Source organism: Pseudomonas sp. c313 (genome assembly GCF_055407145.1).
Genome location: NZ_JBUZRD010000005.1, coordinates 127,764 through 141,114 on the forward strand (window position 1 = coordinate 127,764; position 13,351 = coordinate 141,114).

At 59.2% G+C, this 13,351-nt stretch carries 10 protein-coding genes and 1 pseudogene; 6 read left to right on the plus strand and 5 right to left on the minus strand.

Features of this window, described 5'->3' with window-relative positions; genetic code table 11:
* Nucleotides 1-16 precede the first annotated feature (16 nt).
* The 5 genes and pseudogenes from tssB to ACZRKZ_RS16875 all read left to right on the plus strand — a co-directional run bounded on the left by tssB (nucleotide 17) and on the right by ACZRKZ_RS16875 (nucleotide 6,138).
* Nucleotides 17-514, plus strand: coding sequence for a type VI secretion system contractile sheath small subunit (gene tssB, locus ACZRKZ_RS16855; RefSeq protein ID WP_463982164.1), 498 nt, complete (start codon nucleotides 17-19; stop codon nucleotides 512-514).
* Between the two features lie 27 nt (nucleotides 515-541).
* On the plus strand, nucleotides 542-1,981 hold the full coding sequence (tssC, locus tag ACZRKZ_RS16860) for a type VI secretion system contractile sheath large subunit (RefSeq protein ID WP_463982165.1): 1,440 nt from the start codon (nucleotides 542-544) through the stop codon (nucleotides 1,979-1,981).
* Nucleotides 1,929-4,439: pseudogene (tssM, locus tag ACZRKZ_RS16865) on the plus strand (type VI secretion system membrane subunit TssM); the annotation flags it as partial. The gene tssC and the pseudogene tssM, both read left to right, overlap by 53 nt.
* An 11-nt stretch (nucleotides 4,440-4,450) precedes the next feature.
* Nucleotides 4,451-5,167, plus strand: a complete 717-nt coding sequence (locus tag ACZRKZ_RS16870) for a PP2C family protein-serine/threonine phosphatase (RefSeq protein WP_463968884.1) — start codon at nucleotides 4,451-4,453, stop codon at nucleotides 5,165-5,167.
* Entirely contained in the window at nucleotides 5,164-6,138 is a 975-nt protein-coding gene (locus ACZRKZ_RS16875) for a serine/threonine-protein kinase (protein WP_463982166.1), read from the plus strand. Before ACZRKZ_RS16870 ends, ACZRKZ_RS16875 begins: the two co-directional genes overlap by 4 nt.
* A gap of 5 nt (nucleotides 6,139-6,143) precedes the next feature.
* Here ACZRKZ_RS16875 and ACZRKZ_RS16880 read toward each other — a convergent pair whose 3' ends face one another.
* From ACZRKZ_RS16880 to ACZRKZ_RS16900, 5 genes are all read right to left on the minus strand, one after another.
* Entirely contained in the window at nucleotides 6,144-6,473 is a 330-nt protein-coding gene (locus ACZRKZ_RS16880; RefSeq protein WP_463982167.1) for a DUF6388 family protein, read from the minus strand.
* Nucleotides 6,474-6,936: 463 nt separating this feature from the next.
* A complete protein-coding gene (locus ACZRKZ_RS16885; RefSeq protein ID WP_463982168.1) occupies nucleotides 6,937-8,268 on the minus strand; it encodes a serine hydrolase domain-containing protein in 1,332 nt (443 codons plus the stop codon).
* A gap of 178 nt (nucleotides 8,269-8,446) precedes the next feature.
* Nucleotides 8,447-9,292: a metal-dependent hydrolase gene (locus tag ACZRKZ_RS16890; protein ID WP_463982169.1), complete on the minus strand. Its 846-nt coding sequence runs from the start codon at nucleotides 9,290-9,292 to the stop codon at nucleotides 8,447-8,449.
* A gap of 5 nt (nucleotides 9,293-9,297) precedes the next feature.
* The gene (locus ACZRKZ_RS16895; protein WP_463982170.1) at nucleotides 9,298-10,194 is read right to left on the minus strand and encodes an SDR family NAD(P)-dependent oxidoreductase; all 897 of its coding nucleotides are present in this window, start codon (nucleotides 10,192-10,194) and stop codon (nucleotides 9,298-9,300) included.
* Complete coding sequence (locus tag ACZRKZ_RS16900) at nucleotides 10,191-11,735, minus strand: flavin-containing monooxygenase (protein ID WP_463982171.1); 1,545 nt, start codon at nucleotides 11,733-11,735, stop codon at nucleotides 10,191-10,193. Before ACZRKZ_RS16900 ends, ACZRKZ_RS16895 begins: the two co-directional genes overlap by 4 nt.
* Before the next feature lie 322 nt (nucleotides 11,736-12,057).
* Between ACZRKZ_RS16900 and ACZRKZ_RS16905 the strand changes: the two genes are divergently transcribed.
* On the plus strand, nucleotides 12,058-13,044 hold the full coding sequence (locus tag ACZRKZ_RS16905; RefSeq protein WP_463982172.1) for an alpha/beta fold hydrolase: 987 nt from the start codon (nucleotides 12,058-12,060) through the stop codon (nucleotides 13,042-13,044).
* Nucleotides 13,045-13,351 lie beyond the last annotated feature (307 nt).

The window sequence follows — 13,351 nt, forward strand, 5'->3', positions numbered from 1 at the left end:
GAAACGGAGAAGCATCATGGCCAAAGAAGGTTCGGTAGCCCCCAAGGAACGAATCAATATCACCTTCAAACCCGCCGTGGGCGGCGCCCAGGAGGAGATCGAGCTGCCGTTGAAGCTGCTGGTACTGGGCGATTTCACCCAGCGAGAGGACCTGCGCAAGGTGGAAGACCGCAAGCCTATCGGTATCGATAAGAACACGCTGGATGAGGTGTTGGCCAAGCAAGCCCTGAGCCTGCTCATGAGTGTCCCCAATCGACTCCAGGAGTCTGGAGAAATCGAAGAGCTGGCCATCCAGGTCAGGATCAACTCGATGAAGGACTTCAATCCGGCCAACCTGGTTGAGCAGATTCCCGAACTGAAAAAACTGATGGAGTTGCGTGATGCATTGGTGGCGCTCAAGGGGCCTCTGGGCAACACGCCGAGCTTTCGAAAGGCGATTGAAAACGCCTTGGCCGATGACCAGTCCCGCGCCCGAGTGCTGGCTGAATTAGGGCTGATAAGCCCTGCCATATGACCTCCTCAGTAAAAGGACACTGATACCATGACCACCCGCCATATCCCGCAACACACGCCCCCAAGCGACGAATACAGCATTCTCGACGGCATCATTGCCCAGACCCGTCTGAGCACCGACGATGAGGCCTACGGTATTGCCAGGCGTGGCGTCTCGGCATTTATCGAGGAACTGATCAAGCCGCAGAACAGCGGCGAGCCGGTCAAAAAACAGATGGTCGACCGGATGATTGCCGAGATTGACGCAAAGCTCAGCCGGCAAATGGATGAAATCCTCCATCATCCCGCGTTTCAGGCCATGGAGGCTGCCTGGCGTGGCTTGAAGCTGTTGGTTGACCGCACCAATTTCCGTGAAAACATCAAGATTGAACTGCTGAACGTCTCCAGCCAGGACCTGCTGGACGATTTCGAGGACTCGCCGGAGGTCACCCAATCCGGACTCTATAAACATACCTACAGTGCCGAATACGGTCAGTTTGGCGGCCAGCCGGTGGGCGCGATCATCGCCAACTACTTCCTGTCCCCCAGTGCTCCCGACGTCAAGCTGATGCAGTACGTTTCCAGTGTCGCCTGCATGGCCCATGCGCCGTTCATTGCTGCGGCGGGGCCTGGTTTTTTCGGCCTTGAGAGCTTTGCCGGCCTGCCTGACCTGAAGGACCTGAAAGATCATTTCGAGGGCCCACAGTTTTCCAAATGGCAAAGTTTACGACAGAGCGAAGATGCCCGTTATATCGGCTTGACCGTACCGCGTTTCCTGTTGCGCACGCCTTACGACCCTACGGATTGTCCGGTCAAAACCTTTGCTTACACGGAGAACGTGGTCAACAGCCACGAGCACTATCTGTGGGGCAATACGGCCTATGCCTTTGCGACTCGCTTGACCGACAGCTTCGCCCGGTTCCGCTGGTGCCCGAACATTATCGGCCCGCAAAGTGGCGGTGCAGTGGAGGACTTGCCGTTGCATCATTTTCACAGCATGGGAGAAATCGAAACCAAGATTCCCACAGAGGTGCTGATTTGCGATCGTCGTGAATACGAGCTGGCAGAGGAGGGGTTCATTGCCCTGACCATGCGCAAGGGCAGCGACAATGCCGCTTTCTTTTCTGCCAGTTCGGTGCAGAAACCCAAGTCCTTCGGGATCAGTGCCGAGGGCAAGGTCGCCGAGTTGAACTACAGGCTTGGCACCCAACTGCCGTACATGATGATTGTCAACCGCCTGGCTCATTACCTGAAGGTCCTGCAGCGCGAGCAGCTTGGCTCCTGGAAGGAGCGCACCGACCTGGAACTGGAGCTCAACAAGTGGATTCGCCAGTACGTTGCCGATCAGGAAAACCCCAATGCCGAAGTTCGTGGACGACGCCCGCTGCGTGCGGCGCGCATTGTCGTCAGTGATGTCGAGGGTGAGCCTGGCTGGTATCGCCCAGGTGCGCCAGAGGTTCGAAGCGTTGCTCCAACGTTTGAGCGGTGAGCTAATCCAGCGTTTGCACCAAGAGCGTAATGCCGAACGCCGTGGCCGGATGCTTGATTTTCCTCAACAGGTGGCTCGGATGGGCGAGCGCCTGTGCCTGTACATCGAGTTGGCTTTTTCCGTTCATCGCTATCAGTGTGCCAACTCATTGCAGGGCTTTTACTTGACCAGCGCCGGTGACCGTCCTGAAACGGCCGCAGAACGCTCGCGCTTCATCCAGGGCTTGTTCAGCCGGGTAGTTTTTTCCGAGACTGACCTGGTCGGCCTCGACAGCCTTGAGTTGGGTCGAATCCGGAGACGCCAGCGCATGCTGGCCCTTGCTGCGCTGATGGTCTTCGGTGGGGCGGGCTTGCTGTGGATGCAGAGCTATTCTGTCAATCACCAGCAACTGGAGCAGCTGCGTGATCTGGCTCGGCAACCGTTACAGGCGCCGGCGGATGACGTCCTGGCGATACTGCCCTTGTTAGACAGTCGCCTGGCCGCCACTCAGGTTTTCCCGCGCCAAGGGCAGGCGAGGTGGCTAGAGCAGGTTGGTTTGTATCAAGGCGACAGCAGTCGTCCAGTACTGGAGGAGGCGTACCAACAGGCGCTGCAACATCTACTCCTGTCACAGGTCCGCGAGATACTTGAAGAGCAGGTGCGCACCAGCTTGCAGGATCGTGAGTTGCTGTTGCACAGCCTACGGGCGTACCTGATGCTCAATCTGCGCGAGCGTCGTGATTCGGATTGGTTGGCAGATCGGCTGGCGGACCAATGGTCGGTGCGTTATGCCGACGATACGTCGGTACAGCATCGCTTGAATCGGCATATGGTGCGATTGCTCGAACAGCCCTTCGTGGCGCCGCTCAATGACGAGTTGGTAGCCCAGGCGCGTCAGGTGCTGCGGGGCGAGTCATTGGCCAGCGTGGTGTATCGAGTGCTGCGTGAGCAGGCCGGCAGTCTTGAACCCTATCGCTTGAGCCAGCATCTGGACCCCCAGGAACGGGTGTTTTCCGGGATCGACCAGCCAATCCCCGGTTTTTTCACGCAGCAGGGTTACCTTCGGTATTTCACGGTGCAGGGCGCGCGGATGGTGGGCACCATCGTGCGGGATAACTGGGTATTGGGGGAGGGCACTGAACTCAGTGCCATGGGCTTGCGGCGATTGATGGTCGAACTGGAACAGCGCTATTTCAGCGAATACGCCCAAGCCTGGGGCGAGGCACTTGGCCGGATTCGTCTGCGAGAGACCGATACCGCCAAACAAGGTGCCGAGCAGTTGGCGAGCCTGACCTCAGCCCACTCACCGTTGTTGCAGCTGTTGCAACAGGTTTGGGAAAACACTCGTTTTCCGATGCCTGAAGACCCACTGGGTAACTTCGCCAGTAGCCTGCCTGGACAGGCAGGCGCGCCTGGGTTGATTGCCCAGGCGGCATTGGGCAGTGTTCAGGACGGGTTGCCCGACACCGCTCGAAGGGCGCTGAAACGTCGCTTCGAATCCCTGCACCAACTGCTCGACGATCAGCAGAATCCGGGGCCGCAGTTGAACCAGGCGCTGCAATCGCTCAACGAGTTGCACCTGCAGATGGCCACGCTGAGCCGGGAGGGTCAGTCGGAGCAGGCGGCATTCCAGATGGTCAAGCGACGCATGCAGGGACAACAGGATGCCCTGGGTAACTTGCGTAACGTGACGGTACGTTTGCCGGCGCCACTGAACGGCTGGCTTGATGGTTTGGCCGATGACAGTTGGCGCCGCGTGCTCGACGGTGCTTATCGTCACCTGAATCAGCGCTACCAAAGTGAGGTGTACGGGTTTTACGCCAAGGCAATCAAACACCGTTATCCGTTTAACGCCCACGCCAGCAGCGACGTTGCCCTCAACGACTTTCGTGAGTTCTTCAAGGCGCAGGGGGTGATGGTACGGTTCTTCGACGACTATCTTCGGCCCTTTGTCAGTGGCGATGGCGACCACTATAAGCTGCGCAATCTGGACGGCCGCAGTTTGCCGATGTCTCGGGCGCTGCTGGATCAACTGGTAAAGGTGCAGGTGATTCGCCAGAGTTTTTTTGCCGATGACCTGGGCGAGCCCCAGGTACGTTTTACCCTTGCACCGTACAGCCTTGACCCAACGGTGAGCCGTGCAATCTTGCGGTTCGGTGGGCAGCAGATGGAGTATCGCCATGGTCCGATCGTACCGATGGTTTTCCAGTGGCCGAGCGAAGCTGAAGACGGACGCAGCAGCCTGGTGCTGGAGCGAGGCGCAGAGCGGGCACTGGGCATCGAAAAAAACACTGGCCCATGGTCGTTGTTTCGTCTGTTCGACCTGATGCAAGACGAACCCTTTAACGGACGGGATGCACAGGTACTCAAGGCTGACCTTGGGGGGCTGCGTGCCAATTACCTGCTGACCAGCCAGCGTATGCCCAACCCGTTTGATATCAGTGCATGGCGCACCTTTCGTATACCGGAGCAGTTGTGAGCCATATAGGGATGCGCTGGCGCAGCGCCGGGCGTACGGACTGTGGAAAAATCAGGCCGCGCAACGAGGATGCCTTTCTCGATTGTCCGCAACTGGGTTGCTGGGCGGTGGCGGATGGAATGGGCGGCCATCTGGCGGGGGATGTTGCCAGCCAATGGGTGGTCAGCAGCCTGGCCACGCTGCCTGGGCGCGGCAGTTTCGACGAGCGTCTCAAGGGCATTCGGCGTTGCCTGCAATGGCTGAACCGGCGGTTGAGCCAGGAGTTGACGGTGACCGACCACGGTGCCGATCTCATCATGGGCAGCACGGTGGTGGCGTTGTTGCTTGAGGGCGACCGCGTCGCCTGCATCTGGGCTGGTGACAGTCGCTGCTACCTGTGGAGGAAGCAGGTGTTGTACCAGCTGTCTCGGGACCACTCTCTGTTGGAGCAGTTGATCGATGAGCAGCACTTTAGTCCTGAGCAGGCCAGAGTCCACCCGAACGCCAATGCCCTGACCCAGGCAATCGGCGCGGGCGAGCCATTGATCCTGGGCGTGCTGGAGCTCAAAACCAGGCCGGGTGATGTTTTTCTGCTGTGCAGTGACGGGTTGTACCAGGAACTCAATCATGCCGAGCTGGGCTGTGCCTTGAGCCTGGCAACGCCAACGTTGGTGTTGGATCGGTTGTTCGAAGGTGTGATGCGCGGTAACGCCAGGGATAACGTGACGGCCGTGGTCATTCAGCCATGATTGAAAAATCGCAGGAGGTGCTCGGCACGCCAGATGCCGAGGCACCGTTGACACGCCTTGCCTTTGCCAAACCTGCGGCCGGTAGGGTACCGAACCCGACAGGCGCGGACGGCCTACCTTCCTTGCTGGCAGGGCGATATCGTATCGAGCGGGTATTGGGCGTTGGCGGCATGGGCGTTGTCTATCGCGCCCGGGATCTGCTCCACGAGCAATTTGGAGAAACGAGTTCTCACGTGGCGCTCAAGGTACTGGGCGAAACATTGTCCCGCTCGACGGATGCTCACTTGCTGCTCTACAGCGAGTTTGCCCTGACCCGTTGCTTGCGGCATGAGCGGGTGATCCGGGCTTTTTCGTTCGAAGTGGATGCTGGTTGCCAAATAGCGTTCTTCACCATGGAGCTGATGAAAGGCATGACGCTGGATCGGTTACTGGTTGAGCGGCCGAGCGGATTGCCATGGTGTGAACTGCAGCCCATCGCTCTGGAGTTACTGGATGCGCTGCGTTACACCCACCAGCAAGGTGTGCTACATGGCGATGTGAAGCCGGGCAATGTCATGGTCGGGGAGGAGGGGCTGCGACTGTTTGATTTTGGTCTCGGCCAGGCCGCCGCGCAGGTGTCGGCAGGTTTGCCTGGCTTGAGTCTCAGTCGTTTCAATGCCTGGACGCCGGCCTATGCCGCGCCGGAATTGCTGGGCGGCGCCCCCCTTTCAGCGAGTGCCGACCTCTATGCGGTGGCGTGCTTACTCTATGAGCTGGCGCAGGGGCTGCGGCCTTTTCAAGGCGTGCTGACTCAGTGCTCCAGCGAGCGATTGCCTGCACCCAGGCAACTCCCCCGGTACTGTTGGCCGGCATTGCGTGCGGCGTTGGCGGTTGACCCACACCAAAGAACCATGACGGTTGCCGAGTTGCGAGAGGTCATGCGCCGCGGTCCCTCCCGGCTTCGTCGCTGGTTCAACAGCCATGCCAACTGAGCCTGTCAACCAGCAAGCCCGTGGAGTTGACAGTATTCATCCCAGCTCATGCCTGCCATCTGGGCGACTTCCCTGTGGACTTCCAGGCGTTGGGCCTCGAACTCCTGGGGTGAGTGTGCGACCAGTTGCAGCGTCAGTTCCCAGGAAAACAGGCCCTGGCGTTCTGCCTCTGCTTCAAATGCCTCATGCAAGCGCTCGGCGCGGTACTGCGCCATTGTTTCCTGCTTGGCCTGGGCGGCCAGCGGATTCAAGGTGTCCAGCTCGGCGCGCAGTTCGGGTCGCGCGTCCAAAAAAATATCCAGGGCACGCTGGTGGTTTTCGCCAGGTTGGGACAAGGATCTACTCCAGGGTGAACAGGTTGTTAAACCTTATTCCGAGGTTTGATGTGAGCGGTTTTTGTGTCTTTCGCGTTTGCGTGACCGGTGCGAAATCCAGTTTTGCAGGGGGGCGAGTAAAAAGAAAAACAGATAGGCAGCCAGCACCAGGGTCAAGTCAATCCAGGTTTCGCCGATGGGCCCGTCTACCGATTCGATAACGGCCTTGATCAAAAACAGTAACGCTACCCCACACAACCATAGCACTGCAGTGAGACACAGCGGTCGTGCACGATTTGAAAGCCTGCCTTGCATGTTTAATACATCTCCTTGAGGGCGCAGGGGAGGCTGGCATGCCCCCTCCCGAAAATCTATGGCTGGTCGCCGACTCGATTCATTTCGACGGTGGCCTGTTGGTTTATGGGGCTGTGAAGCTCATGACCTGATCGGGTGGGATTTGGTTCCAAAAAGCCATTATATGCTCTCAATATCGGGGCTGCGCCATCAAGAAGCGCGCCATCCCTTCAAAGGCAGGCAAGGTCACGCCATCGTTGGCGGCATTGCCGGCGATGGGGTGGGAGGCGTAGCGGACAATGACCATCTCGGCCTTGGGATCAATATAAATGCTCTGGCCATGGACGCCCCGTGCCATGAAGGCGCCATTCGGGTTGTGGCTCACCCACCACATGGAGCGATAACTCCAGCCTTTCAACTGCCCATAACCTGCCTGGGCAAACGCCTGTTTGTCGCCGCCTCGCTGGATATCCTTGACCACGTCTTCAGGGACGATCTGTTGGCCATTGAAACGCCCGCCGTTACGTAGCATTTCGCCAAACCGTGCGAGGTCTCGCAGCCCGGCGTTCAGACCGCCACCAGCGAAGGGGGTGCCGATGGAGTCGACGGTGAAGTAGGCGTCCTGTTCAGCGCCGAGGCGACTCCAGATACGTTCGCTGAGCAGATGCGCGACATTGCGCCCGGTGGCTCGGGCGATCACCCAGCCGAGCACGTCGGTATTGACCGTCTTGTAGCCGAAGGCACGACCATGTTCGCCGCGCAATTGAACCGTCTGCAGGAACTCGTAATAGCTGCGCGGCCCGGTATAGTCCTTGGGTTTTGGCAACGGGTTGCCGGCCTGCGCATGGGCCCAGACTTGGGCGTTGGGGTCGGCATAGTCTTCGCTGTAGTCCAGGGCGGTGGTCATGTCCAGCACCTGGCGCAGGGTGGCGCTGCCAAAGGCCGAATGGGCCAACTCGGGAATATAGTCGACGATCTTTTTCTCGGCATCGAGACTGCCATCTGCCACCAACATGGCGCCCAGGGTGCCGATCACCGATTTGGTGACCGACATGGCCGCATGTTGCCCTTCAGCCCGGAGTACCCCGAAGTAGCGTTCATAGACGATGGCCCCGCGATGCAGGACCACAATGCCGTCGGTGTAGGTGGCGTCGAGTGTCTGCCGCCAGGTCAGCGTGCGGCTGGCGCCCAGAGGCAGAACAGCCAAGGCGTCGATCTGTGGATCAAGTTGTTCCGCCAGCGTCAGGGGGGCACCGAGACCCCGGGAGACGTTAACGGTGGGCATCAATTGGCGAAAGTTGGCGACGCTCCAACGCATCGCCGGGAAGCGAAAATAGCTGCCGTCTTCAAAACGCAGGGTCCGGTCCGGCGGCGGCGGTGCGCCGACCATCCACTTGAGTGTGGCCGGATCGCTGGCCGCTGCATCAGGGAATGTCGGGCTGCTGGCGGCGCCGGCGAGGTTGCCGGTCAGGCAGAGCAGGGCTCCAATCATGGCGGCAGGCAAAGCGGTAATTCGCAGCATCAGTGGGCTCGATTCCATTCGAAAAAATCGTCGCCCTTCAGGCAACCAGATGTGTCAAAGGATGAGCTAAGTGAAGGCAATCGACAAGCGTCGCAGGGATCGGACGCCTCTGGATCGTGCCCGCGCAAAGGCTATTTTGTTTATTGACCCCGGTGTCCCTCTTTCGCTTACCGCAGAATCAGGCTTGCGGGGCTGCTTTGTAGTGCGTCTGTTCGATCTCATCTATAAGCCCCTCAAGGCTGTCCAGGTGTGCCCGATTGTCATGGTCCCAGGGATGAAACCCCGGCTTGAAATAATGCAACCATGGCAACGCCATGCGTGGGAACACCCCTTTGGGGCCATATAAAAACTTCAGCATCCGCCAGAACCCCTTGAGATGCCCACCGGCACGCCGGTCTGCAAACAACATGCGCAGGTGAAAATCAAACACCACAAGCCAGAAGAATACCGTGGTGAACAGCATGGTCCCGGTGCGTAGCAAGTAGCGCTTGGGTCCAGGCTTGATGACGGTGTTCCACACATCGAAAGCCACCGCCTTGTGCTCGGTTTCCTCAAGGGCGTGCCAGTACCACATTTGCTGGTAACCCTTGACCGAGTCACCAAAGCGCGACGGGTCGCTGAGCAGAATTTCCGCGAGCATCGCCGTGTAGTGTTCCAAGGCGATGGTCACGGCAAGGTTGAACGAAGCGGGCAGGTGTTTCTTCTGCAAGTCCAGGATCACTTTCAGCCGATGATCCAGGGTCTGCGCCGGCAGCCCAGCGGCTTGTAGAAGGTCGTTATAGGCCACATGTTCACGGCTGTGCATGGCTTCCTGGCCGATGAAGCCCTGTATTTCTTTCTTCAGCTCAGGGTCGTCGATGTGCTTGCGGTAGTGGCGCACGCTGTCCATGAAGAACAGCTCGCCCTGGGGAAACAACAGCGACAGGGCATTGAAGAAATGAGTGATGAACGGCCCTTGTTCGTGCCAGTTCTTGATGCGTTCAGCAGGCAGGGCAAAACGGATATCGCGGCGAATGGGCAGCATGATGACTACTCCTGGTCAGAGAGGGTGTTCGTCATTGGTTTTAGCGCGTTGCGCTTTTTCGGTGCCATACGCTTGCTGGCGAACACCACCAGCGCCTGATAAGCCGCCGGCAGGCAGCGCGCGAGCAGATCCAGGGCGTAGGCATCGCGGCCGATCAGCACGCGGCGCTTGTTTTTGCGCACGCCCTGTAGAATCACTTTGGCGGCCTGGTCGGCGTCAGTGATAAACAGTTTTTCGAAGTCTGCGCGGGCCTGTTCTTCGCTGTGGATCAGGAAGCCGGTCATGTTGGCGTCGATGCGGCTGCTACGGCAGATATCCGTGCGAATCCCGCCGGGGTGGACGCAAGTGGCCGAGACGCCGCTGCACTGCATGTCCAACTCCTGGCGCAGGGATTCGGTAAAGCCGCGCACGGCAAATTTGGTGGCGTTGTAGCCGCTCATGCCAGGCTGGGCGAACAGGCCGAAAACGCTGGAAGTATTGATCACATGGCCGTCGCCGCTGGCCTTGAGGTAGGACAGGAACGCCTTGGTGCCGTAGACCACTCCCCAGAAGTTAATGCCGACGATCCACTCCAGATCCGCATAATCCATGCCTTCCACGGTGCTCGACAGGGCAACCCCGGCGTTATTGAAAATCAGGTTGACCTGGCCGTGCTCGGCGGCACAGGTGGCGGCCCAGTCGTCCATCGCCTGGCGGTCGGAAACATCCAGTACCTGGGAAGTGATGCGCACGGGCGACAGGGCCGAAGCCTTGACCAACTCCACCGTCTGCTCCAGACCCGCAGGGTTTTTGTCGGCCAGGGCCAGGTGGCAGCCTTCCCGTGCCAGGGCCAGGGCCAACGCACGCCCCATGCCTGATGCAGCACCGGTGATTGCCGCCACGCGGCCGGTAAATGACTTCATGACAGGCTGCCTTCTGTGGTGGTGTGGGGCTGGGCAACAAGGCGCGGCGTGGAGTCGGCCGACACTGGTGTGGCGAGGTAATCCTTGAGGGCGAACTGGCGGGTGACCCGTTTGAAGCGCCAGGTCGAACCGGGCCATAACGTGGTGTTCTTGCCGGTGCGCGGGTCGAGGTACCAGCTCTGGCAGCCGCCGGTGGACCAGATGGTGCGCTTGAGTTTTTCCTGCAACTGCTGGTTGTAGGCGCTTTCCACCGCTGGTTTGACGTCCACCGTGGCGATCCGATTTCGGCGCATTTGCTGCAAGGCATGGAGGATGTAGGTGACCTGCGCCTCGATCATCAGAATCATCGAGTTATGGCCAAGCCCGGTGTTGGGGCCGACGATCAGAAACAGGTTGGGATAACCCGGCACCGTGGTGCCGAGGTAGGCGTGGGCACCGTCGCGCCAGGTGTCCATCAGGTCGATGCCGTCGCGGCCGATGATGCAGTCCCGTGGCAGGGGATCGGTGGCCTGGAAACCGGTGCCGAAGATCAGGCAATCGGCCGGGTGCTTGATGCCATCGGCGGTGATCACCCCGTCGGCTTCGATGCGCAACACGCTGTCGGTGACCACCTGGACATTGCTGCGTGACAGCGCCGGGTAGTAGTCGTTGGAGATCAGCACGCGCTTGCAGCCGATGGTGTAATCCGGCGTCAGGGTCTTGCGCAAGGAAGGCCGCACCACTTGATTGTGAAGATGGCGCAGGGCGATTTTTTGCACCATTTTCATCAGCCGCGGGTGCAGGGAAAAGCCCACCACGCGACCTTCCAGCGCCCAGTAGAGCGCGCCGCGTACCAGGCGCTGGGTGAAGGGCAGGTGTTTGAAGGCCCAGCGTTCAACCCGTGAAATCGGCCGGTCCGGTTTGGGCATGATCCACGGCGGGGTGCGCTGGAACAGGTCCAGGTGCGCCACCTGCGGTGCGATCTGCGGCACGAACTGTATGGCGCTGGCGCCGGTGCCGATCACGGCCACGCGTTTGCCCTTCAATGAATACTCATGGTCCCACTGCTGGGAGTGGAAACGTTTGCCCTTGAAGGTCTCAAGGCCCGGAATGTCCGGTAGCGCCGGGCGCGACAGGCCGCCCATCCCCGACACCAGGACCCGTGCGCTGACCTGGCGGCCATTGCTGAAACTCAACTGCCAGCGTTGGCGCTCATCATCGAACACTGCGCGCTCAAGGCCCATGCCAAAACGCAGGTACGGCGCCAGCTCAAAGCACTGGGCGCATTGTTCCAGGTAGGCACGGATTTCCGCCTGGGGGGCGAACTGCCGTGTCCAGTCCGGGTTGGGGGCGAAGGAAAACGAATACACATGGGATTGCACATCGCAGGCGCAACCGGGGTAGTGGTTGTCGCGCCAGGTGCCACCGAGGGCGTCTGCCTGCTCGGCAATAAAGAAGTCGTCGAGCCCGGCTTCCTTGAGTTTGATCGCCATGCACAGGCCGGCAAAACCAGAGCCGATGATGGCGATGTCGATGGAGTCCATTTGGGAGTAGGCATTCATAGGGTGTCCCTCGTGGGCAGCGTGCGCCTTACGGGTTTTGACATCGGATGTGCTCCTGTTTTTGTTATGGGCTGTGGCGAGCCCTTTCGCCACAAACCGATAAAACACCATTGCAAAGAAAAATTGAATTAATTATTTTAAAAAACATTTTAAATAATGTACCTGAAAATATCGCCTACGCTAGGGCCCAGTTCCTCATGTGCGGCTTGTCCGACGGACAGGGCTTTACGCACGCAGTTAAGGTCCAGGGTGTGGACGATGGCTGAGGTCTTGATCAATTCCGGTCGGATCGCCAGCAGCAGGGAAGGCAGGGGACCGAGCTATGGCTGTCGAATGGGTTGTCGCTGCAGCTGTGTTTGTGATGGCAAGTGCTGTGTTGTGGGGCTTCGGTGCCTGGATGACGCGCCGTATCGAAGCGGCTGTTCCGATCAACGGGCGCTTTCTGGAGGTTGATGGCGAGCGCTTTCATTATGTAGAAGAGGGCAAGGGCCCGCCGCTGGTGATGATCCACGGCCTGATGGGCAGCAGTCGCAACCTGACCTATGCTTTGTCCGCTCAATTACGCGAGCACTTTCGGGTCATCACCCTTGACCGGCCTGGCTCGGGTTATTCCACCCGCCATAAAGGCACCGCCGCTGACCTGCAAGCCCAGGCCCGGCAAGTCGCTACTTTCATCAAAACCCTGGGCCTGGGGCAACCTTTGGTATTGGGGCATTCCCTGGGGGGGACGATTTCGCTAGCCTTGGCCCTGGATCATCCTCACGCAGTTTCAGGATTGGTCCTGGTGGCGCCACTGACCCACCCCCAGCGCATGTTGCCCTTGGTGTTTGTATCCTTGGCGGTGCGCCCGGCGTGGTTGCGGCGCTGGGTCTCGCGAACGCTCACGGTGCCCCTGGGCATGCTCACCAGCGCTTCGGTGGTCAAGGGCGTATTCGCTCCCGATGCTGCCCCGGCGGACTTCGCCACGCGTGGCGGAGGCTTGCTGGGCATGCGGCCCGACAACTTCTATGCCGCCTCCAGTGAGATCGCCTTGGTCAACGACGACCTGCCAGAGATGGTCAAGCGCTACCCGCAGCTGCGCCTGCCGATTGGCCTGATCTATGGCGCTCGGGACAAGGTGCTGGACTTTCGAAAACATGGTCAGGCCCTGGCGGATAAGGTGCCGGGGTTGAAGCTGCAATTGGTCGAAGGCCGTGGCCATATGTTGCCGATCACCGCCACCGAGCGTGTTGCAGCCTTGGTGGAACAGGTCGCCAAGCGCGCCAAACAGCCGGAAACCGCTACGATCTTTGCCTTGGCGAGCAAATAAGTGTGGCACTCACGGCGCGGTCGAGAACGCTCGATGCTTGCCCTAGACACCTGACCAAGCAGCTGGAAAAGAGACTGCTCAGTCATGTTTAAAAGGGTTCAATAAAGTAGTTGACGACCTAACGGTTCCGCGCTATTTATTTAAAAAAATATTTCAATTTTTATTTTTAAATGTTTTTTGAAATGCCTAAGAGCGAATAAAAATGAAAAAAACGTCTTTTATCGCATGGTTGATTTCTCGGAGCATTCAGCGCTCCCTGAACCTGTTGACTGCTCAGTTTACCTCCCTGCCCACATGCCACGTCAGG